This is a genomic window from Flavobacterium collinsii, assembly GCF_902804485.1.
GTDB classification, from domain to species: domain Bacteria; phylum Bacteroidota; class Bacteroidia; order Flavobacteriales; family Flavobacteriaceae; genus Flavobacterium; species Flavobacterium collinsii.
The window spans coordinates 88,480-109,788 of record NZ_CADCST010000093.1 but is presented as its reverse complement, the minus strand read 5'-3'; the positions used below and the strand labels follow the sequence as shown (position 1 = coordinate 109,788).

Annotated in this window: 19 protein-coding genes and 2 pseudogenes; 5 read left to right on the top strand and 16 right to left on the bottom strand. The window is 35.9% G+C overall.

The annotated features are described in order from the left end of the window. Positions 1-10: 10 nt before the first annotated feature. The gene (locus tag FLA105534_RS14285) at positions 11-667 is read right to left on the bottom strand and encodes an endonuclease III domain-containing protein (RefSeq protein WP_173966796.1); all 657 of its coding nucleotides are present in this window, start codon (positions 665-667) and stop codon (positions 11-13) included. 179 nt (positions 668-846) lie between these two features. Between FLA105534_RS14285 and bcp the strand changes: the two genes are divergently transcribed. Then, complete coding sequence (gene bcp, locus FLA105534_RS14280; protein ID WP_173966795.1) at positions 847-1,299, top strand: thioredoxin-dependent thiol peroxidase; 453 nt, start codon at positions 847-849, stop codon at positions 1,297-1,299. A 179-nt stretch (positions 1,300-1,478) separates the two neighbouring features. On the opposite strand, the gene FLA105534_RS14275 is transcribed toward bcp, so the two are convergent. Next, a complete protein-coding gene (locus FLA105534_RS14275) occupies positions 1,479-2,939 on the bottom strand; it encodes a TonB-dependent receptor (RefSeq protein WP_173966794.1) in 1,461 nt (486 codons plus the stop codon). Between the two features lie 90 nt (positions 2,940-3,029). On the opposite strand from FLA105534_RS14275, the gene FLA105534_RS14270 reads away from it, so the two are divergent. Genes FLA105534_RS14270 through FLA105534_RS14260 form a run of 3 tightly spaced genes read left to right on the top strand, consistent with a single transcriptional unit; the run spans position 3,030 to position 4,788 of the window. Beyond that, on the top strand, positions 3,030-3,794 hold the full coding sequence (locus FLA105534_RS14270; RefSeq protein ID WP_173966793.1) for an MBL fold metallo-hydrolase: 765 nt from the start codon (positions 3,030-3,032) through the stop codon (positions 3,792-3,794). A 12-nt stretch (positions 3,795-3,806) separates the two neighbouring features. Next, positions 3,807-4,310, top strand: a complete 504-nt coding sequence (locus tag FLA105534_RS14265; RefSeq protein ID WP_173966792.1) for a hypothetical protein — start codon at positions 3,807-3,809, stop codon at positions 4,308-4,310. A gap of 46 nt (positions 4,311-4,356) precedes the next feature. Further along, a complete protein-coding gene (locus tag FLA105534_RS14260; RefSeq protein WP_173966791.1) occupies positions 4,357-4,788 on the top strand; it encodes a hypothetical protein in 432 nt (143 codons plus the stop codon). Positions 4,789-4,851: 63 nt separating this feature from the next. Here the strand turns inward: FLA105534_RS14260 and FLA105534_RS14255 are convergent, their stop codons facing one another. The 5 genes from FLA105534_RS14255 to FLA105534_RS14235 form a co-directional block, all read right to left on the bottom strand. Continuing rightward, positions 4,852-5,421 carry a cysteine hydrolase family protein gene (locus FLA105534_RS14255; RefSeq protein WP_173966790.1) on the bottom strand — a complete coding sequence of 190 codons (570 nt, stop codon included), beginning with the start codon at positions 5,419-5,421 and terminating at the stop codon, positions 4,852-4,854. A gap of 84 nt (positions 5,422-5,505) precedes the next feature. Continuing rightward, on the bottom strand, positions 5,506-6,150 hold the full coding sequence (locus tag FLA105534_RS14250; protein WP_173966789.1) for an alpha/beta hydrolase: 645 nt from the start codon (positions 6,148-6,150) through the stop codon (positions 5,506-5,508). A 203-nt stretch (positions 6,151-6,353) separates the two neighbouring features. Further along, a complete protein-coding gene (locus tag FLA105534_RS14245) occupies positions 6,354-6,680 on the bottom strand; it encodes a hypothetical protein (protein ID WP_173966788.1) in 327 nt (108 codons plus the stop codon). A 5-nt stretch (positions 6,681-6,685) separates the two neighbouring features. Continuing rightward, a complete protein-coding gene (locus FLA105534_RS14240; RefSeq protein ID WP_173966787.1) occupies positions 6,686-7,942 on the bottom strand; it encodes a dihydroorotase in 1,257 nt (418 codons plus the stop codon). 139 nt (positions 7,943-8,081) lie between these two features. Continuing rightward, positions 8,082-10,010, bottom strand: a complete 1,929-nt coding sequence (locus FLA105534_RS14235; RefSeq protein ID WP_173966786.1) for a vWA domain-containing protein — start codon at positions 10,008-10,010, stop codon at positions 8,082-8,084. Positions 10,011-10,282: 272 nt separating this feature from the next. Between FLA105534_RS14235 and FLA105534_RS14230 the strand changes: the two genes are divergently transcribed. Next, positions 10,283-11,395, top strand: coding sequence for a lactonase family protein (locus FLA105534_RS14230; protein WP_173966785.1), 1,113 nt, complete (start codon positions 10,283-10,285; stop codon positions 11,393-11,395). A 134-nt stretch (positions 11,396-11,529) separates the two neighbouring features. On the opposite strand, the gene FLA105534_RS14225 is transcribed toward FLA105534_RS14230, so the two are convergent. The 9 genes and pseudogenes from FLA105534_RS14225 to FLA105534_RS24035 all read right to left on the bottom strand — a co-directional run. Further along, positions 11,530-12,882 (bottom strand): DEAD/DEAH box helicase, encoded by a 1,353-nt coding sequence (locus FLA105534_RS14225; RefSeq protein ID WP_173966784.1) that lies wholly within the window; start codon positions 12,880-12,882, stop codon positions 11,530-11,532. Positions 12,883-12,991: 109 nt separating this feature from the next. Further along, on the bottom strand, positions 12,992-13,360 hold the full coding sequence (locus FLA105534_RS14220) for a response regulator transcription factor (RefSeq protein ID WP_173966783.1): 369 nt from the start codon (positions 13,358-13,360) through the stop codon (positions 12,992-12,994). Positions 13,361-13,368: 8 nt separating this feature from the next. After that, positions 13,369-15,582: a DUF4838 domain-containing protein gene (locus FLA105534_RS14215; protein WP_246253246.1), complete on the bottom strand. Its 2,214-nt coding sequence runs from the start codon at positions 15,580-15,582 to the stop codon at positions 13,369-13,371. Positions 15,583-15,587: 5 nt separating this feature from the next. Further along, complete coding sequence (locus FLA105534_RS14210) at positions 15,588-16,850, bottom strand: YaiO family outer membrane beta-barrel protein (RefSeq protein ID WP_173966782.1); 1,263 nt, start codon at positions 16,848-16,850, stop codon at positions 15,588-15,590. Between the two features lie 7 nt (positions 16,851-16,857). After that, the gene (locus FLA105534_RS14205) at positions 16,858-18,294 is read right to left on the bottom strand and encodes a glycosyltransferase family 2 protein (protein ID WP_173966781.1); all 1,437 of its coding nucleotides are present in this window, start codon (positions 18,292-18,294) and stop codon (positions 16,858-16,860) included. After that, positions 18,291-19,352, bottom strand: coding sequence for a HEAT repeat domain-containing protein (locus tag FLA105534_RS14200; protein WP_173966780.1), 1,062 nt, complete (start codon positions 19,350-19,352; stop codon positions 18,291-18,293). Before FLA105534_RS14200 ends, FLA105534_RS14205 begins: the two co-directional genes overlap by 4 nt. Before the next feature lie 71 nt (positions 19,353-19,423). Then, complete coding sequence (locus FLA105534_RS14195; protein ID WP_173966779.1) at positions 19,424-20,188, bottom strand: TIGR02757 family protein; 765 nt, start codon at positions 20,186-20,188, stop codon at positions 19,424-19,426. Between the two features lie 39 nt (positions 20,189-20,227). Next, a pseudogene (locus FLA105534_RS24040) lies at positions 20,228-20,677 on the bottom strand (ABC transporter ATP-binding protein); the annotation flags it as partial. Between the two features lie 207 nt (positions 20,678-20,884). Further along, positions 20,885-21,106: pseudogene (locus FLA105534_RS24035) on the bottom strand (ATP-binding cassette domain-containing protein); the annotation flags it as partial. Positions 21,107-21,309: the final 203 nt, after the last annotated feature.

Genomic DNA, 21,309 nt, shown 5'->3' with positions numbered 1-21,309 from the left:
AGTGAAGCTGTTAAATTTTCTTTTTAGCAGCTTCTTCTAATAAAGATTTTTTACCAACAGTCTGGGTAATAATGTCTTTTTCTAGATCCCATCCTCTGGCCGGAGAATACTCGCGTCCGTACCAAATAATCTGCAGATGTAAATCATTCCATAATTCTTTTGGGAATAGTCTTTTAGCATCTTTTTCAGTTTGTACCACATTTTTTCCATTGGAGAGATTCCATCTGTACATTAGTCTGTGAATGTGTGTGTCGACCGGAAAGGCAGGAACGCCAAAAGCCTGTGACATCACTACACTTGCAGTTTTATGACCAACTGCCGGTAAGGCTTCCAAAGCTTCAAAACTCTGTGGTACTTCACCGTTATGCTTGTCAATTAAAATATGTGATAATCCGTGAATCCCTTTAGATTTCATTGGAGATAAACCACAAGGGCGAATAATTTCTTTAATTTCTTCAACCGACATTTTAATCATATCATACGGATTGTCAGCTTTTGCAAAAAGCAATGGCGTAATCTGATTCACGCGAACGTCTGTACATTGTGCTGAAAGTAAAACTGCAATTAATAGAGTATACGGGTCTTTATGGTCTAATGGTACTGGTATAGTGGGGTAGAGTTCTTTTAACGTATTTATAACAAATGTTACGCGAGCTTCTTTATTCATTTCCGTAATTTTAATCCCGTAAAAATAGTATTATTTTAATTGTGAATTGTATAATGTACATTGTAAAATGTGAATTGTGAAATGGGAATGGTTAGTTCTGGGGAATGAATTATTTCTAAGTCGTAATCTAAATAATCTAACAATCTAAGAAAGTCTAACAATCTAAAATATCTAAATAAATGGTAACATTACAAAAAGGAGATAAAGCGCCAAGTTTCTCGGGAGTTGATCAGGATGGTAAAGGACATAAGCTAGCGGATTACGTTGGAAAGAAACTGGTAGTTTTCTTTTATCCAAAGGCAAGCACGCCTGGATGTACAGCTGAAGCTTGTGATTTAAGAGATAATTTTGAGCGATTTAAAGCGAATAATTACGAGCTTTTGGGGGTAAGCGCCGACAGTCAGAAAGCACAGTTAAAATTTAAAGATAAGTATGAGTTTCCTTTTCCGTTATTGGCTGACGAGGACAAATCAGTAATCAATGCGTTTGGAGTTTGGGGACCTAAGAAGTTTATGGGAAAAGAGTATGACGGAATTCACAGAACCACTTTTGTTATAGATGAAAACGGAATTATTGAAGAAGTGATTGCTCAGGTAAAAACGAAAGAGCATGCTGCGCAGATTTTGAAGTAAAAAAGAGTCTCAGTTTTCGGTCTCAGTCTTCAGTCTCAGTCTTCAGTCTCAGTCTTCAGTCTCGGTTTTAGTATTCAGTCGCAGTTTTTGGTTGGCAGTTTGGTAACTGAGACTGAGACCGCGACTGCAAACTAAAAAAAAGTCCCCAAAAGAAAATTTCTTGTTGGGGACTTTTTTTATTATGTATTTTGCTCCAGTTCTTTCTGCGGATGATATCCAAAAAGATGGTGTTCTTTGATGATTTCGGCAATACCGGTTGGAAGCATGTGTTCCCATCCTGTTTTTCCCTGATTGATCATTTTTAGAACCTCGCGGGAGAAAACTTCTAAATTATGAGGGTCGTAATCTGCGATGTCAATTACTTTTCCGTTGAATTTAAAGAATTTGTACAATTCTTTCATTCTTGGATGTACTTTTAAGTTGTTTGAATTCATCAGAACGCCATTTTCGTCTAACATTGGATATAAGAAAACTTTCATATCTCTGTAGAACAATTTTCCAAAGGCTTCCAGGATTCCACCACTTAAATGACGGTAGTATTTCTCGTCAAAAATATCGACTAGATTGTTTACGCCCATTGCAAGTCCCATTCGGGCTTTGGTATAATTGGCGAAATATTCTACTACTTTATAATATTCTTGAAAGTTCGAAATCATTACGGTTTGACCCAAAGAGCAAAGAAGCTCAGCTCTGTCCATGAAGTCACGTTCGTCAATTTCACCATCCGAACGCAAGTTAGAAAGAGTAATCTCGAAAACAACAAGTGTATTGTCTTTGTCTACTTTACTTTCTTCTAAAAACATTTTAAGAGATTTCTCGTACATGTCCATGTTTACTTTTGTAACAGGACGAAAACTTCCTCTTAAAGCAAGAAGGTTCTTTTTGTATAAGATGGCTGCCGGGAGAATGTTTTTTCCTTCCGGATTAAACATTACGGCATCCGTCATTCCGTTCTTAACCAGTTGCAAACTCATCAAACGATTATCAACATCCGCAAAACGTGGTCCTGAGAAGTTAATAGTGTCAATTTCGAGTTGATCTTTGTCTAAGTGATCGTATAGATAACGAAGTAATCGTTTTGGATCGTTGTATTTGTAAAAAGCACCGTAAATTAGGTTTACCCCTAAAATACCAAGTGTTTCCTGTTGTAGTCTGGCATCGGTTTCTTTAAAACGAATGTGTAGAATAATTTCGTTGTATGCTTCGTCCGGTTCAATCTGGTAGCGGATTCCTACCCAGCCATGGCCTTTAAATTGTTTTGCAAAATCTATAGTAGCAACAGTGTTAGCATAACTAAAGAAAAGCTTTGTTGGATGTTTTTCTCTGCTTAATCGTTCTTCGATGATTTGTCCCTCAAGGGTAAGCATTTTTTTTAACCGTTCTTCGGTTACATAGCGACCATCACTTTCAACTCCATAAACGGCATCGCTAAAATCTTTGTCATAGGCAGACATTGCTTTTGCAATTGTTCCCGATGAACCCCCGGATCTGAAAAAATGTCTTACTGTTTCCTGCCCGGCACCAATTTCAGCAAATGTTCCGTAAATATTCTCGTTTAAATTAATGCGTAACGCTTTGTCTTTTATAGAAGGGATCTGTTCGATGACCTTGTCACCTTTGAGTTTTATTTCTGTACCCATTTTATTTTAAATAGATTTGTTACAAAGTTAGTAAATTAGGCTTCTAATGAAAGAGAAATAATCCTATTTTTGTAAAAAAAATAAGTTCAATTGAAGGTATATTTTTTAGGTACTGGTACTTCTCAAGGCATTCCGATAATCGGAGTGGATCATCCTGTTTGCAAAAGCACTGATGCTAAGGATAAAAGACTTCGTGTGTCCATTTGGATTACATGGGGCGAGCATTCCTATGTGATCGATTGCGGACCAGATTTCAGGCAGCAAATGCTTTCCTGCGGCTGTCGAAAACTCGATGCTATTTTATTTACGCATGAACATGCTGATCATACAGCCGGTCTGGACGACATTCGCCCGTATAATTTCAGACAGGGTGAAATTCCTGTTTATGCGCATCAGCGCGTAATCGACAATTTAAAACGTCGTTTTGATTATGTTTTTGAAACCGTAAACAAATATCCGGGAGCACCTAGCGTTAAAACGATCGAAGTAGTCAATAATATCCCTTTTGCAGTTGGTGATAAAATAGCTATTCCAGTTAATGTCATGCATGGTGATTTGCAGGTTTTTGGATACCGTATTGATGATTTTGCTTATTTGACGGATGTCAAAACGATTGATAAAATGGAAGTTGAAAAACTGAAAAACTTAAAAGTGCTGGTTGTGAACGCGCTACGTGTAGAACCACACGATACTCACTTTAACTTACAGGAAGCACTGGATTTTATTGAGCTGGTGAAACCTGAAGTTGCTTATTTAACACATATCAGTCATGTTTTAGGTTTTCACGAAGAAGTGCAAAAACAATTGCCGGAAAATGTTTTTCTGGCTTATGATAATTTAGAAATTACAATTTAATTATATTACAAAATGAAAAAATCCTTAATGCTTTACCTTTTTATCCTGGCGATATTAATGAATGTTTTTACTTATATGTTTTACAGCAGTGAAGTAAAATTTGAAAAGGAAAGATATGAGAAAACAACAAAGAAGCTTAGAGATAGTATTAGTCTGGTATCAACGAAACTGGCTGAAGCGGATTATTTCTCTTTAGAGCATAATGAAAATGCACAAAATTACTTTGATAACGGCGCTAGTGGTGGAAAAGTAATCTTATATGAAAAATTGATTCCGCTGGTAACAGAGAAATTATTAGACTTAAATGCAAATCCAAACGGGAATCCTTATACGGGACAGGATAAAATTGGTCCGAACAAATTTATTATCAATAAAGTAAAAATTCTAAACCACAGATGGATTATTGCAGATTATAGTAATGGGGAATTATGGGGAGAAGTCTTATTAAAGTACTTTGTTAATGACGATGAAAGTATTACTTTTGAAGTAAACCAAGCCTGGTTGTATCAAAAATAAGAATGTATTGTTTCGTTTTATAGAGGTTTAACTAAATATTTGACGTATGAAAAAGATTTTTTTATTTGCGGTTGTGATGGGGCTTTCGTTCTCTTGTGGAAAGAAAGTTGCTGAAGAGAATAAAACTCCTGAAAAGAAAGAGGAAGTAAGACCAGTTGTTGTGGGAGGTGATTCTGATGCTCATGGCTGTAAAGGTTCTGCTGGATATACCTGGTCTGTTCTTAAAAATGAATGTGTTCGTATTTTTGAAATAGGTACAAAATTGGCTCATGCCGAAGATGGAAAAACATACTCGACTGTGGCTTATGTTATTTTTGACGGAAATAAAGCAGAGCTTTTTCTGGACACTCAAGATGAAGTAATCCTTTTAGAAAGAAAATCGGAAGGAGAGCCTTGGGTAAAGGGTGATTATCAGTTAATTGCCTGGAAAGGTTATGTACTGAAAAAGAATGGTAAAATTATCTATACAGGAGAATAGTTTAGCGTTCAGTCACAGTCACCGTTTTCAGTCTTGACCTAAAACGGCGACTGTGATTAAAAATCAAATAATCCCTTTGATAAATTCAGAAGTTACTACCTGCGCAAATTCTTCATTTAAACTGGCAAGAGCCGTCTGATGTATTATTTCAGCAGAGAATTCCTCTCCGTTTACGCCTTTTTTATTGAAAGTTGCTGTAGCATCAGAAATTAAGTAAACATCGTAGCCAAAGTTCCCTGCCATTCTTGTGGTTGTAGAAACACAATGATCTGTAGTTAGACCTACAATAACAATGGTTTTGATTTTAGCATCGTCAAGTAATTCTTTTAAATTAGTTCCGATGAATGCACTGTTTACGTTTTTCCTGATGATTGTTTCGCCTTGATTTGGTTTTACAATATCCTGAAATTCATTGCCTGGATGTGTTTTATTTAAAATGGACTTCGGATTAGAAGAACAATGTTGGACATGAAAGATAGGTAGTTTTTTATTTCGCCATATTTTCAGAAGTTCAGCGGCTTTTTGTTCAGCATCGGTATTATTTCGGTCTCCTCCCCAGTAAGCAATATCATTGAATCCTTTTTGAATGTCAATTAATAGTAGTGAAGGATTTTCTGGTTTTATGTAATTCATAATTTTAGAATTTTGAATTTGATCATTTTTGAGAACTAAAATTGCTATGTACTGAGACTTCGAACTGCGACTGAAAACTGAATACTACTCCGCCAGCCAGTTCTTAAAGTCAAAGAAATTCTGTGGTGCAACACCGTGACCAACAGGATATTCTTTATAAGTTACCGGGATGTTTAATTTTTCTAAAATTGCCGGAGTTTTTCTGGCCCATTCAATCGGTATAACCTGATCGACAGTTCCGTGAGAAGCAAATATTTTCAGGTTTGTAAAATTGTTATTTTCGTAACCTTCTTTTATGATTTCGTCATTGAAATAGCCACTCATAGCCACTACTCGCTGTACTTTTTCAGGATACGAAAGCGCTACAGCATAGCTCAAAATTGATCCCTGACTAAAACCAACCAAAGTTACATTGTTGGCATCAATAGGATATTTAGCAGTCAATTCATCAATGAATGAAGCGATTATATCACGGGAAGTTTTTGCTTGTTCATTGTCTGAAAATTTATTCTGGTCGGCATCAAAGTTAATCGCGTACCAGGCGTAAGCTCCATATTGTAAATCGTAAGGGGCTCTGGCTGAAATGATGTAATAGTGATCAGGAAGTTCGGTTGCAAACGAAAATAAATCGGCTTCGTTACTGCCATATCCGTGTAACAAAAGTAAAACAGGATTTTTGTCTAAGATAACTTTTGGTGCTTGTATTTTATATTCTAGAGATAGATTCATTTTTTTAGTTTTCAGCCGCAGTCTCAGTTTTAAGTTGAATTACGGACTTGTTAGAATTTTTATTGGCGTTTTTGCTTGTCTATATTCAAAATTGGTACGCGGATGAAACAGATTCGCTAAAGCGAAAACGCAGATTTTAAGGGATTACTTTTTTGGAATTTGGAATTTAAAATTTGGATTTTTTTCTAATTGTAATTTAAAAATTAACCTATTTTTTGAAACCATTTTTGGAAAAGTTCTCCCACTAACGGAATAGGTTTTGTTTGCCCCTGAATGGCGGTAAAAATACCATAAGTCCATAAAATCGAAATACAGATCCACATCGGGAAAGTAATGAAAAAGCTGTCAAAATTGCTGATGATGGCTCCGAATGAAATAAAGGTCAGGGAAAGTCCCAATGCCTGGCGGATGTGAAAAGAAGCAAAGTTGTTTTTGTCTTCAGAGTTCATTGACATTGCAATTAATACCCCAATAATCAAAATATAACTGGTGATAGCGATTGGTTTTCCCTTTTCAATTGAATTGTTCATTGTAATTATTTAGAGGTAACAAGTTTATTTTGATTTAATATTCCGTACACAGTTCCTTTGATTTCTGCTCCTAAAAAAGCCGAGTTTTTAGACTTGGAGAGAATGTTTTCTTTTGTAAAGGTTGATTTTCCTTCCGGAGTAAAGAAAGTAAAGTTGGCTTTTGAGCCTTCGGCAATAGTATTATTTTGAATCCCGAAAACAGATTTTCCTAAAGTTAATTTTTCAATTACGGTTTCTAAAGGTAAAACAGTTAATAAAGCACCAAAAGCACTTTCAAGACCAATTGTTCCGTTTTTAGCGGTATCAAATTCCATTTTCTTGAATTCGATATCAATTGGGTTATGATCAGAAGTAATCATATCAATTGTACCGTCTAAAACTGCATTTAAAAGTGCAGTTCTGTCTGTTTCGTTTCTAAGTGGTGGTGTTACTTTAAAACGGGTATCGAATTCTTCCAGTTTTTCGTCAGTCAATACAAGATGATGTACAGCAACACTACAGCTTACTTGTAAGCCTTTTGCTTTTGCTTCTTTAATTAATGCTACTGTTTTTGCTGTCGAAACTGTTGGAATGTGTAGTTTTCCACCAGTGTATTCCAGTAAAAATAAGTTTCTTGCAACTTGAAGTTCTTCTGCCAAAGCAGGGATTCCTTTAAGACCTAGTCTTGTTGAAACGATTCCTTCATTGGCAACTCCGTTTCCTTTTAGGTTAGGGTCTTGAACGTAAGTAATCACTAAGCCGTCAAAGTCTTGAACGTACTGCAAAGCAATTTTTAAAAGATTGGCATTATCGATGCTTTTGTTGTAATCTCCAAAAGCGACGGCTCCTGCTTTCTTCATATCAAATAATTCTGCCATATCCTTTCCTTCGCTGGCTTTGGTTAAAGCTCCAATAGGGAAAAGTTCTGTTGCAAAACCGGCTGCTTTGTTTTTTACAAAATTTACCTGCGATTGATTGTCAATAACAGGGAAGGAGTTGGGTTGAAGCGCAACGGCTGTAAAACCGCTTTTAGCAGCAACATTCAGTCCGTTAGCGATCGTTTCTCTATCTTCGTAACCTGGTTCTCCAAAGGAAACACTGCTGTCAAACCAGCCCTGAGAAAGATGTAAGTGGTCAAATTTAACTTCGGTTGTATCCTCGATATCAAGAATCGAAGTTCCTATTTTTTCAATTAAACCATCTGCAATTAAAAGATCAACAGTCTGATTGTGAAACGGACTTTTTGAATCGATAATTTTGGCGCTTCTGATGATTATTTTCATATGTAGAGAAATTTATTTTTTATTTACAAATTCTTTCTTGTCATTTCGACGAAGGAGAAATCGCATCCAATATTCCGTGCAGTGCGTTCTCAGCGAGTATGATTTCTCCTTAGGTCGAAATGACATACAGGCTAAAAAACTACTTTACAAATTTTATAATTGCCATTTCCAATGCTAAAAATAACAGTGCAAAGATAACAAACCATTTCCAAATTTGGCTGTCTGTACGCTCAGTTTGTAAGGTGTTAAAAATGGTTGAAATGGTATCAGCCGTTTTAAAATCTGAAACGACATTTGTGTTTACCTGACTCAAATCGCTTTCACTTCTTTTGTAATTGAAACTCAGGTTTTCAATCCATTCTTTTCGATCAAAAACACTATAGTTTCCGGCTGTTTCAGGAAAATCATTGAAGGTCAGTTTGACTTTGTTGTTCAATACTTGCTGAATTGGGATAAAAGAATCATCGTTTCCTTTTACTTCCAAAATAGCGTCCTTAGTTAATAGTACGTCTACAAAATAAGGCTGATTGCTTCCTATAACCAGGGCATTAATTCCTGTTTTTTGATTGTTTTGCCCCATTTTATAAAACAAGGGAACGATTAATGGGGATTGCTGAAAGTTTGAATTTGCCGCATTAATAGGGGCGGAAAAAACTGTAATTCCGGAAACCGGATTTTGAATGGCTGTAACAAACACGCTTTGATCTTCGTACGATAAAACGGCCGGATAAGGGCTTGAAAGGTCGAAAGAACTATTTGTTTTCGGATATTGAAAATTTGTAATTTTATTCTCAAAAACACCAGAGAACAATGGATGATCAAAATTGATTTTGGTGATTAGCTTCGCTTTGGTTTCAAGAGCCGTAAACTGAATTTTTCCAAAATTACCTAAAAAAGAATTCAAATTTGAAATCGAAGTTTTCTCGGACGGAATCACAACTAAATTACCTCCTTTAGCAACAAAAGCTTTTAAAGTAGTTTGCAGTGCCTGTGGAACTTCTGTTAATTCATTTAAAATGATCGTGTTTTGTTTGTCCAGACTATTGTAATCCAAACTGCTAATTGAATAATTGTTATAGTTGAATTCTGCTGACGTATAAATTCGGGACAGGAAATTGCTTTTTTCAGGCTCACCAATGCTGATGATATTGGTTTTCTTTGTTTTTAGAATGCTGAAATAGAGTTTGTTGTCGTAAGTTAATCCATTGTCTTCAATAACGACATAGCCATGAAAAGCCTCTTTAGGAATGGTAAAGTTGATTTTCTTTTTCTTTGCATCAAAATTGATAATGGTCTTAGCAATTAGCTTGCTTTGATTATACAACGCCATCGAAATAGGCTTGAAATCTTCACCGTAAGCAGATAAACTAACACCTATTTCGTAGAAGTTCTCTAAGGTTTGATTGATAAAAACACTGTCTATGGCGATGTTGTTTTTTTGTTCAGCTTCCGGGATAATGAAATAGGGTTTCTCTTCTGTATCAATGTTTTTTACATCTTTTTCGACTAAACCTACAGCATCCGTAATAACAACAATATCTTTTTTATGCGCTGATTTGTGTGCTTTGATCTTTGCCATTATTGATGGAAGCTCAAAAGGAGTAGCACTGTATTTTAAGTTTTGCAAAGCACTTTTAGATGACTTGATATCTGTGTTCCAATAATTTTCGGTATTGGTCAGTAATGAAAAAGTGGTGTTTTCGGGCGTGTTTTCCAGTAGTTCCTGTACAGCACGTTTTAGTAATTCTCCTTTTTTGCCTTTGGCCTGCATGCTAAACGAGTTGTCAAGAATGATATACATTTCGTTAGCGGCATTTTTGCTGTCTTTCGCCTGAAAAAAAGGCTGAGCAAAAGCGAGAATAATACAGGTTAGCAATAATAAACGGGTAGCCAGCAATAATCGTTTTTTGATTTTAGAACTCTTTCGGGTTTGAATAGCAAGTTCTTTAAGGAAACGAACATTGGTAAAGAAAGAGGTTTTAAAACGTCGTAATTGAAATAAATGAACCAAAATTGGAACAATTAACAAAAACAGAAAGTATAGAATTTCGGGATGTTTAAAATGCATTCTGGCTTCGATTTACTTCACTACGTTTTATTTTTCGCGAAGACACTGGTCAAAAATACAAATTTTTACTCAAAACTGCTGAGTTATGAGAGAGATTATAAGCAAAGGTTACTGAGGTTAAAAATTATTGTATTTATAGGGTTTGCGGGTTTTAGAAAAGTAAACGATATTGTTTGAAAAATGTAACTTTTGTAATCCCTTTTGTAACAAAAAAAAGTTTAGAAAAGATATTATTCCCTATTTTAGCGTATCCAAAAATTAATTCAAAGATTATGAAGAGATTATATGTAATACTTTTTTCTGCTTTGTCCTGTGCAGGTTTACAAGCTCAGAACAAATTCAATTTGCTGGTAGGGACTTATACGAATACCTGTCAGAGCAACGGAATCTATGTTTACGAATTTGATGCTGATTCCGGTGCTTTTAAATTGAAAGGTTCTTCTGAAAGTGTTGTGAGTCCAAGTTATTTGTCTGTTTCGGCTGATAATAAGTTTGTTTATGCCGTAAACGAAAACGGACCTCAAAGTTCGGTTAGTGCTTTTGGTTACGATCCGGTAGGAGGAAAACTTACTTTTTTGAATAAAAATGATGCTTTGGGAGCAGATCCTTGTCATTTGATTAATGATGACAAAAATGTGCTTGTTGCGAATTATTCGGGTGGTAATATTGCTGTTTTTAAAAAGAATGCAGATGGAAGTATTTCCGAAGCACAGCAGTTGGTTCAACATGAAGGCAAAGGAATTAATGCAGCACGTCAGGAGAAAGCACACGTGCATATGGTTGCTTTTTCACCGGATAAAAAGTTTGTTTTATCTAACGATTTAGGTCTGGATAAGGTTTTTATTTATAAGTACAATGCCAGTTCTAAAAATGAAATCTTAACCCTAAAAGGAACTGTAGACGTGAAGCCAGGAAGTGGACCAAGACATTTGACTTTTAGCAAAGATGGTAGATTTGTATACCTGGTTCAGGAATTAGACGGTACGCTGACTACTTTTAGTTTTGATAAAAACGGAAACCTGAAAGTGGTTGCCGAAACCAGTATTTTGCCAAAAGGATTTAAAGGAGGAACGGGAGCTGCGGCCATTAAAGTTTCGCCTGACGGAGCATTTTTATACGTTACAGATCGCGTAGATTCCAATTCGATTGCAGTTTATAAAATTCAAAAAGAGGGCGGAATTGAACTGGTGGATCAAATCAGTACTTTAGGAAAAGGTCCAAGAGATTTTGCAATCGATCCTAGTGGAAATTATCTTTTAGTGGGACATCAGTATACCAATGATATAATTGTTTTTAAAAGAGATATAGCAACTGGAAAATTAACCGATACCGGAAAGAGAATCGGATTGTGTTCTCCGGTGGGGTTGGTTTTTACGAAAATATAGGTTCTTAAGGTTCAAAGGAGCAAAGGTACAGAGGTTTATAAATTTAAAGACATAAAAAAGGCTCAAAGTGAGAGAGGATAGGTTAAAAAACATTGAACCTTTGCCACTTTGAGCCTTTGTATCTTTAAAGAAAACTATTTATCCTTATCTTTTCTCTTCTTGTCTCTCGTTTTTAACATGTTTCGATTGACAGATCCGTGGGTTTTCTTTTTTGTTTTGGAAGGGCCTCCAAGGTTGACTTTTTTATTCTTTTTAGCTTTTTCGTGAAAGGCACCATCACCATCAAGTTTTTGTTTTTTCATTAAAAACTTAATAGGTTGTCTGTCTTTTTCAGGTTCAATTAACTTGGTTGAAATTTCAACTTCTTCAGGGAAATCTGCGATTTCAAGTTCCTGATTCATTAAAACTTCAACTTCAATTTTAAATTCTTCTTCACGTGGTGTAATGAAACTAATAGCTGTCCCTGTAGCGTCGGCACGACCTGTACGACCAATTCTGTGCATGTACAGTTCGGGGAATTCAGGAAGTTCGAAGTTAATAACGTGAGAGATGTTCGAAATATCTAAACCTCTCGCCATAATGTCTGTCGTGATTAATCCACGAAGATTTCCTTCCTGGAATTCTGCCATCGTACTCAAACGATAATTTTGAGATTTATTGGAGTGGATTACCCCAAATTGCCCTTCAAAATCTTCTTCGATTCGGGTATGAAGCATATCCGAAATCTTTTTATTGTTTACGAAAACTAAAACACGTTCCATGCTTTCGTTGGTTTCAAGTAAATGTTTTAGGAGATTTACTTTAGTATTGAAATTCGGAACATTGTAAGTAATCTGTGTAATTTTTTCTAAAGGAGTTCCTGAAGCAGCAAGTGTTACTTCTTCCGGAAAGTCAAAAAAGTCATTCAGTACAGCATCAACCTCATCTGTCATAGTTGCTGAGAAAAGAATGTTCTGACGTTTGGTTTTCATCATTGCTAAAAGAGCTGTCAATTGTGTACGGAAACCTAAATTCAGCATTTCGTCAAACTCATCAATGACTAATTTTTGAGTTTCATCAAAACGTACTACGGCATCCAGGGCTAAATCCATGGTTCTACCAGGAGTTCCTACTAAGATATCGACACCTTCGTATACAGCTTTTTTTTGCGTATTGATGTTCACTCCACCAAAGATACCAAGTGTTTTAACCGACATGTATTTGGTTAATTTCTCGACTTCTTCTACAACCTGAACTACTAATTCACGCGTTGGAACCAGAATTACAATTTTTGGCGTATTGGTATTGGTAAATTTGTAAAGTTTTAAAAGTGGTAATAAGTAAGCAAACGTTTTACCGGTACCGGTTTGCGCAATTCCCATCATGTCCCGGCCAGACATAATCACGGCAAAAGATTTTTCCTGAATAGGGGTAGGCGTAACAAAGCCTAATTCGTCGATTGCTTTTTGTACTGATTTTGGGAGATTGAATTTTTCGAAAGTGCTCATTTGCATTAAATTTTGTGCAAATATAGCTATAAATAGCTGATAATTGATGTTTCTTAGAAATTACAACGGTTTATCGTATTCGTATTTCTCAAAAAAGCAGTTTAAAATGCTATAAAAAACGTTTTATTCGCAATAAAAGCTCATTTGGATTAAAGGGTTTTGCAATAAAATCGTCTACACCCAGTTCAAAAGCTTCTTCAACGGTGTTTTCTTCCTCTCCAAGAGAGGAAAGTGCGACAACACGAATGTTACTGTAATTTTGTTTGATTTCATTGATGATTTCTAAACCGGATTTAAGCGGAATAGTAATCGTGGTAATAACCAAATCAGGCATAATAACAGGCAGGCGCTCCATGGCACTGATGCCATCTTTTGCAATACTTATTTTGTACCCTTCTTTTTTAAGAATGAATTTTAGAATTTCAACGGTCATGTCATCATTATCGATGATCATAATTTTTTTATCGCTAGTATCCATTTTGACTCTTATTTTTTAAACAATTCTATCTCGTCCAGCATTATCATAGCTTTTTTGTTTTTTCGTTTCCTCCAGACGGGCAGTTCCTTCTGGTTCTCTGCGACGATCTTAATTTTGGCAAAACTACTGAAGATTGGATTTCTAATTTCCCATGATTTTGTTGTAATTTCGTAGTCTTCTGTTAAAATGTCACAAATTTGATCGTTTATAAGCTCCCATTTTTGATTTTTGAAACCGTATATTTTGATGTTTTTTGGGGTGAAAATCCAATGCCTCTGGTCACTTAGAAAATTTAATTTCAGCGTATTAAAAGTAAGGTTTTTGGTTTCGATTTCAATTTCGGGATTCGTTTCATACCATCCTATCCAGTTAATGTTAAAATCTTTGTAACCTCTGTTTCCGTCGACTAAGCCATAACTTCCTTTGCCTTTAAATTCAGCTGAAGGAGGTGTTATAAAGGTAACTTTTAAATCCTCGCCCAAATGAGTGGTTGTATTTTTGCAAATTTCAATCCATTCTTTATAATAATTATCGGGAGAAAGCCCGTCTTCACTCAATTCGTAAATTCCAAATTGATTGCAGGATTGGGCGAATTTTAAAACTCTTTCTGTTAAACCTTTTTTTACTTCTTTTTCTCCTTTGGCATTTACGATAAACATACCGTGTTGGTTTTTCCCGTAAAATTTGGCTTGCTCAAAATAGACAAATTCTAACGCCAGTCGCAATTTGTGAACACGTGAATTTAAAAGGGAATCATTTTCGACAGCTGTAAATGCCTGCTCGAGTAAATGATCGTATTGGTCCATAGCTTCCGGAGTTAGGAAAGTATTTCGGGCCTGAACGGGACCTGAATAGATGTCTAAGTAAGCTTTGCTTTTGTTTTGATTGGCTTCCAGCAGGTCAAGGTATTTTGCGACAAAGGGGGCAGCTTTTCCGTAAAAACCTCTGAAAAAGTCGGCTGTTACGGCTTTCACATCAATATCGGTATTCCACATTAATTTGGCGAGAAGATATTGTCGCAATTCCGAAAAATCTCCGGGAACATCAGCATAGCCCTGCACGAATAATCCTTTTACTTTGTTTTTTTTAAAGAGCTTATAGTTGTCCTGAAAAGATTCAAAATTAGGAAAGGGTGACATGAAATTAGAGAACTGTACGGTATAATCCCATAAAAACAAGTGTGGTGAAGTTACGCTCCAGTTTTCTAAATTTTTTAAAAATGAAGGAGAGTTCTGATTGGTAATGGGTTTGCCACGATCCAGTTCGATTGGGCATAAAATAGTATAAATGTTGGGTTCTATTTTCAAATTTACAGGAGGTTTGAAAGTATGAAGATAGGCCAGGGTTGTAATTTTTGTTTTAGGAAAGTGAGCTGCGATTTTATTCAGAAAATAATAAAACGAACCTTGTGGCCCCCCATATTTATTGTTCATGGCTTTGCATTCGGTACATTCACAATACACTACGTCATCATTCTGGCTTACCGAATAGAACTGCGCATTAGGAGTTTTTGCGATAATTTTGGCCATGTTTTTCTCAACCAAGCGTACGACAGTATCATTGGTCATGCACAAAGATTCCGTATTTCGTTCGCCTTCGTACAAAGCAAAAAGTTTAGGGTTGTTTTTAAAATACTCCTTTGGCGGAACAAGGGTGCTAAAAGAATGTCCCCAAAGGCCAAAATCGTCAATATGCCAATCGAGTTTGTGCCAGTCTCTGAAATCTTCATCATAACAATCGGGATAAAACAAAGCTCTGTAATCAAAGGAAGGCTGGTAGGTTTTAATAGTGTTTTTTGCAAAGGTAAACTGAGTTATTTTCGGAATGTAGGTTTCTGTAGCTGTGAATTTTCGAAATTCCCAGATTTCCAATAGAGTATAAATAGCATATCGCAGGTATTTTTGATTTGTGGCAGTTATATAAATTGATTTTGAATCACTTTTGATGATGAATTCATTTACTTTAAGTTTTTTGTCGTTAGCAATTTCCAGAACTATTTCGGAGGCAGTACTTTCTTTTTTACTTTCAGATACAATTTGAAATGGCTTTGAAATGGCTTTGTCAAGATACTTCTTCAGGATTCCTGCCGCCACCTGAGTATTTTCGGCTGTCGCAATAATCTTGTTTTGATCGGATATTATAATTTCAGATTGTGCCATCATCTTAAAGCTAAGCAGGGTGAGTAGAAAAAATGGAAAATAAAGAGTTTGCTTTTTTTTCATACGATTTAGAATTTATATTGCAGTATAAAAGCAAAATCAAGTTCGTTTTGAAATTTCTTCGGGCTGTATTCTTGTTGATTGTCCGTGATTAATAGACCGAAAATATAATGGGTTTTGATTAATTTATAAAAACCGGCACTTAATCTGTAAGAGCTTAAAGCCGCTCTGTTTTGATATTCTACTGATCTGGTCTGGTCGTCAGGTGAAGTTCCGTAACCCGCAATTACAGTAACATAATCAAATTTAGTTCCGTAATAGTAACGCGAAGTCAGAGTTAACGAAGTGCCTTCTTTTTGAATATAGGATCTTAAATTGACCCAATAAGAGCCAAAGTATTTCCCCAGGCCTACATTTAAGGTTTTTAAATTGCTGTTGTCCTGCATTTCGATGAAGCGGAAGCCTAAATCGGCCTCCCAGCCTTTGTTGAAATTGTAGAAATAGGAGTAGCCCAGTCTCCATTCTGGAAAAGCACTGTCTTTGCTGTAGGCAACATCGATATAAGAGTAATTGTTTTTCTTTCCCGAAAGATAGGATTCTACTTCAAACTGAAGTCCGCTGGCCATAACCAGATTGGAGGACAGTCTTTTTGCATAACTGACTCTTCCTATTACGCTTCCCCAGGTACGTTGCCGCATATAATCGGTACTTACCAGATGCCAGGGGCCGACACCGTCACGATCAATTGTGGTGTAGTTGTAGTAAGTACCTGCACGATCGATATTAGTTTTAGAGTATAAGGTAAAAAGACGCTGTTCGATGTCGGCATCATGGGGGTATTTTGCCCGAATCGATTTTAGCTCTTTTTCTTCATTTTTAGTGTCGTTTTGCAAAGAATAAATGGAAATTCTTTTAAGTCGGAAGTTTTTATTATCAGGAAACAACTCAATGGCTTTATCTGTTAAGTCCAGAGCGTCATCATAATTTTTGACTGCTAAATCCATATTAATCAGATAGAGATAGGCATCTTCGTATTTTGGGTTTTTATCTATTACATAATTGTAATAAAACCGGGCACTGTCTTTTGCTTTTGTCAAGTCGTAATTTCGTCCCAGTACAAGATAAAAATCAAGATAATTCGGGGCCAGTTTTTTGCCTAATAAAGCTCTTTGAATATTGGCCTTATAATTTGGACGGATGCTTTTCATGTCTTTGATGACTACAGTCAAAAGACTATCCGTATCTATTTTTTGTCCTTTAACCGTTTGAAAGGCTAATAAAAAGAAGCAGATAAGCAGTTTTATAAAATGTATATTTCTGTTATGGTTCATAATCCCATTATTTTTTAGTTGGACTTGCATATCCTTTTCGAATCATAACGCCCCAGTTTTGTTCTTTTCTGCGGAAGAAGAGCCAGTAGCCTTTTAATGAGGCATAAATCGTTACAGGATGGTAAACAAAAGGTTCAATAGCAGCCATCCCGATAAGAATCATTAGTTCTTTATAATTTGCATAACTTTTATACAGTATTTCATCGATTAATATGGATATTATGGTAATGGAGAGGTAAAATAAATAAACCAAAAGGCTTATGATTAGCAGGTACTGGTAATCGATCATTCCAAATATAAAACTTGAAATCAGGGTTAGAATACCAACAAATTCGACGATCGGAACCAAAAATTCAAAACTAAAAAAGTACGGTAACACTAAGAAGGCGGTTCGTCCGTATTTTGGATTTAAAAACATTTTTCGATGCAGTTGTAAGGTTTGCACCAATCCTCTTGCCCAGCGGATGCGTTGCCGTAAGAATATTTTTCTGGTACTTGGAACTTCGGTCCAGCAAAGTGATTCGGGGATGTATTTGATTAAAAACTTCTCTTTATTGTCGTGCATGTATCTGCGCATTCGTGTCACAAGTTCCATATCTTCACCCAAAGACTGGTGCCAGTATCCGCCTGCTTTAATCACAATATCTTTATCAAACATACCCAGACCTCCCGAAACCAGTAGCAAACCGTTTAGCTGACTCCAGGCCATTCTTCCAAAGATAAAAGAACGTACATATTCTAATTCCTGAAAACGTGGATACCATTCTTTAGGATAGTGGACTTTAAACAAAAAACCTTCCTTTATTTCACAGGAGTTTGAAATCCTGATTCCGGCGCCACAGGCAATCACACGGGTTTCGTTTTCCATGAACGGTTTAGCCAGTTTTAGAATAGTATCTCTTTTTAAAATACAATCCACATCGGTACATAAAAATAATGGGTATTGCGAGGAGTTTATTCCGGCATTTGTAGCGTCGGCTTTGCTTTTTCCGTTTATCTTGTCTACAATCAGTAGTTTTGAATAAACGGGATTTTTTGATTTATAGTGTCCGCGAACGGGTTGTGTGGCTATTTTTTCCTGGTAATAAAAATCAATCTTAACCAGATCAAATTCTGCAATAAGTTTTTCGAGTGTATCGTCAGAACTTCCGTCATTGACAATAATGATTTCGTATTTTGGATAGGTTAAAGAAAGGAGGGATTTGACATTGTAAACAATATTTACGCCTTCGTTAAAAGCGGGAGCTACAATAGAAACGCCTAGTATGTGGTTGGAACGAAGTAAAACCTCCTCATCCAGATATTTTTGATATTTCAAGTGTTTTATAATTGCCCAATAGGATAAAACAGAGAGGAATATGTAGAACAAAATATATCCAACAGAAAAATAGGCGACAAAAATATCGTAGCAGCGAATCATATGTGATAGAAAATCCGGAATCATAGTTGTAATTTTCTAATGTGATTAATCATTTTTTGCGTATCCTTATCTTGTGTTCCTATTACATCCAAACGAACAGCATTAAGATTGTTTAAAGCCGATACCATTTTTAATTTAAGGTCCTTGATTTCTTCTTTTGGAATTTGGGTATTTAAAAACGAAATTGTTTTCTCAGAACCTATTACGGCCAGCGCGTCCAGAATTTCTAATTGTATTTCGATATTCTCCTGTTCAAACTGTGACAGTAAATCACTTTCGGCTTCGTATAGGTATAGATCCCGAATGGCGATGATAACATCTGTCCTTAGACTTTTATTTTCATGTTTGAGTAATTTAATGATCTCTTGTGATTTGTTTCTGTAATTGTAAAAGACCATTGTCATTACTGCTAATTTCAAAATAGTGGGATTGTCGGATTCGATCCAATTGTCTATTTCCGGTGGAATTGGGATGTTTTGGGAATGCAATACATCCATTATTTTTATTGTAGTGGTAATAGATACTTTTACAGGAACTTTATTTACTGCCTGCCAGTCGCCCTGAGTTAAAATCAGGTAAGCAACATTGGCATTTGACCGAATGATTTTGTTGGGATGATACAGGTATTTCTTTAAAAGTGAAATTCCCGGTTTGTATCCCAAGGCCTGAAAATGATAAATGCCATCGCATTTTTTATACTTTCTGAAGTCCCGAAGTAAACTTGCTGAATAGTGATTTAAGTCGAGCTGTTTGTAAATAAGAAGAATGTTTTTGGCTGTTTTTCCTTTTAAGTTGCTTTTCATCCGAATCATATCTTCGATCAGCATGTTTTTGCACCAGTTTTTATGAATGGGAATTTCGGATTTAAACTTGGCAATTTTATATTTTAGTATGCTTTTCTCCGGTTTTGAGAGTGTAATCTCAGTCAGGAAAATTTCAGATTTTCGTATAATATGATGTCTGTAAGGTAGCGTGTATTGATAATGAATTCTTTTGAGTATTAAGGCAAGTGCTAAAGCTAAACTTGTAAATACAAATAATGGGATGGCGTAGTGTTTTATATAACCTATAAAATGCTCCATAAATATTGCTTTATAGAGTGAAATTACGAAAAAAAACAGAATAAAGCTAATGAAAGGTTGCTTTACCGGGCTTAGAATCCTTCAAAAACGCCCAATCCGAAAAGAGCAAAGTCGTATTTTACCGGATCGAGCGGATCCATTTTTCGGAGTTTCAGGTCAAGTTCTGTTAAGGCCTTTCCGTCATTTTGTTTTCGGGTTAGGATTCCTAGTTTTCGGGCTACATTGCCGGAATGTACATCAAGGGGACAGGACAATAAAGCAGGAGAAATTGTTTTCCAGATTCCTAAATCAACACCTTTTGTATCCTGACGCACCATCCAGCGCAGGTACATGTTGATTCTTTTTGCAGCCGAATTGTTTAGCGGATCTGAAATGTGTTTTTGAGTTCTCGGTAAATGATCGATCTCGAAAAATATTTTTTTGAATTCGCTGATGCTTTTCTGCAGACTGTCGGCTTCCTGATTTTTGGCAAAAACTGCTTCCAGGCCATTGTGGTTTTGGTAAATATGACGTAGTCCTTTTATAAAACCTGAAAAGTCTTTTCCGTTAAAAGTGCGGTGTACAAAATTTTCAAGACGTTCCAGATCTTCATCCGAATGCGACATCACAAAATCATAAGGAGTATTTCCCATTAACTCCATCATTTGATGTGAGTTCCGGATAATCATTTTACGATTTCCCCAAGCGATCGTTGCGCTTAAAAAGCCAGCAATTTCGATGTCTTCTTTCTGAGTAAACAAATGAGGAATCTGCACAGGGTCACTGTCGATAAAATCGAGGTTGTTGTATTGAATTACTTTTTCGTCCAGGAATTCTTTGAGTTCTTTTTGTGTCATAATTAAAAGGAAAGATGCTAATGGATTGTTGTGGAGTTCTTAATTGCTAATTAATCCGTCAACCATTATTAACTTTCTGTCGGCCATATTAGCCAATTCTTCATTGTGGGTTACAATTACAAAAGTTTGTCCAAATTCATCGCGAAGCTGGAAGAACAACTGGTGTAAATTTTCGGCCGAATGCGTGTCCAGATTTCCCGAAGGTTCATCGGCAAAAATAACATCGGGTTTATTGATTAATGCTCTTGCGACAGCGACTCTTTGCTGCTCTCCTCCCGAAAGTTCATTTGGTTTATGATGTATGCGATGTGATAATCCCAAGTATTCTAAGATTTTTTTTGCTTCGTTTTCTGCTTCAGCCTTAGGTTTATTGGCCATATAAGCCGGGATACAAACGTTTTCCAGCGCCGTAAATTCAGGTAATAATTGGTGAAACTGGAAGATAAAGCCTAAATTTAAATTTCGGAAATTAGACAATATCTTGTCCTTTTTGCTCTTCTTTTTAAAATAACGGTTCAAATAGATGAGTACTGACAAGATAGGCTGCGAGAAAGCAAAAAGTGCGACATATTCCAATAAATCATCCTCATTTTTAGTTCTGAAGAAGACTAGATAAACCAATAATAAAATGGAATACAAAACGCCAATCCAAGATACAATTTTGAATCTTTTTTCCTCTTTTGAATTGTCCGTTTCAGTGTCCTGCAATTTTAATACATTTTCTCCATTGATAGTCAGGGAAGAGGCAGCATTTCTTTCAGGTTTGTCTAAGGTTCCTAAAATTTGTAAGAGCGTTGTTTTTCCTGCACCTGATGCGCCAACAATTGAAACAATTTCTCCTTTTTTAATGTGTAGATCGACTCCTTTTAAAACTTCTAATTTGTCGTAAAACTTATGTATATTTTTTGCGTGGATCATTTTGAAACTGTTTCTACAAAGAAACAAAGATTCTTCCGATATAAAAATGCAGCTAACAGAATTTTAAGAACAAGTTTTTAAGAGCAATATCAATGATAATATCAATGACAATGACAATCTCAATTTTGTGGAATTGGAAAAAGCTAAGAGAACAAAAAAAATCACTACTAAATAATCGGCTTGGTTTTTGGGAGAAGATTGAA

Excerpts from the sequence above, each read along its gene's own strand:
- FLA105534_RS14285 (WP_173966796.1), bottom strand. The coding sequence starts at position 667 with ATGAATAAAGAAGCTCGCGTAACATTTGTTATAAATACGTTAAAAGAA.
- bcp (WP_173966795.1), top strand. The coding sequence starts at position 847 with ATGGTAACATTACAAAAAGGAGATAAAGCGCCAAGTTTCTCGGGAGTT.
- FLA105534_RS14275 (WP_173966794.1), bottom strand. The coding sequence starts at position 2,939 with ATGGGTACAGAAATAAAACTCAAAGGTGACAAGGTCATCGAACAGATC.
- FLA105534_RS14265 (WP_173966792.1), top strand. The coding sequence starts at position 3,807 with ATGAAAAAATCCTTAATGCTTTACCTTTTTATCCTGGCGATATTAATG.
- FLA105534_RS14260 (WP_173966791.1), top strand. The coding sequence starts at position 4,357 with ATGAAAAAGATTTTTTTATTTGCGGTTGTGATGGGGCTTTCGTTCTCT.
- FLA105534_RS14255 (WP_173966790.1), bottom strand. The coding sequence starts at position 5,421 with ATGAATTACATAAAACCAGAAAATCCTTCACTACTATTAATTGACATT.
- FLA105534_RS14250 (WP_173966789.1), bottom strand. The coding sequence starts at position 6,150 with ATGAATCTATCTCTAGAATATAAAATACAAGCACCAAAAGTTATCTTA.
- FLA105534_RS14245 (WP_173966788.1), bottom strand. The coding sequence starts at position 6,680 with ATGAACAATTCAATTGAAAAGGGAAAACCAATCGCTATCACCAGTTAT.
- FLA105534_RS14240 (WP_173966787.1), bottom strand. The coding sequence starts at position 7,942 with ATGAAAATAATCATCAGAAGCGCCAAAATTATCGATTCAAAAAGTCCG.
- FLA105534_RS14235 (WP_173966786.1), bottom strand. The coding sequence starts at position 10,010 with ATGCATTTTAAACATCCCGAAATTCTATACTTTCTGTTTTTGTTAATT.
- FLA105534_RS14230 (WP_173966785.1), top strand. The coding sequence starts at position 10,283 with ATGAAGAGATTATATGTAATACTTTTTTCTGCTTTGTCCTGTGCAGGT.
- FLA105534_RS14225 (WP_173966784.1), bottom strand. The coding sequence starts at position 12,882 with ATGAGCACTTTCGAAAAATTCAATCTCCCAAAATCAGTACAAAAAGCA.
- FLA105534_RS14220 (WP_173966783.1), bottom strand. The coding sequence starts at position 13,360 with ATGGATACTAGCGATAAAAAAATTATGATCATCGATAATGATGACATG.
- FLA105534_RS14215 (WP_246253246.1), bottom strand. The coding sequence starts at position 15,582 with ATGAAAAAAAAGCAAACTCTTTATTTTCCATTTTTTCTACTCACCCTG.
- FLA105534_RS14210 (WP_173966782.1), bottom strand. The coding sequence starts at position 16,850 with ATGAACCATAACAGAAATATACATTTTATAAAACTGCTTATCTGCTTC.
- FLA105534_RS14205 (WP_173966781.1), bottom strand. The coding sequence starts at position 18,294 with ATGATTCCGGATTTTCTATCACATATGATTCGCTGCTACGATATTTTT.
- FLA105534_RS14200 (WP_173966780.1), bottom strand. The coding sequence starts at position 19,352 with ATGGAGCATTTTATAGGTTATATAAAACACTACGCCATCCCATTATTT.
- FLA105534_RS14195 (WP_173966779.1), bottom strand. The coding sequence starts at position 20,188 with ATGACACAAAAAGAACTCAAAGAATTCCTGGACGAAAAAGTAATTCAA.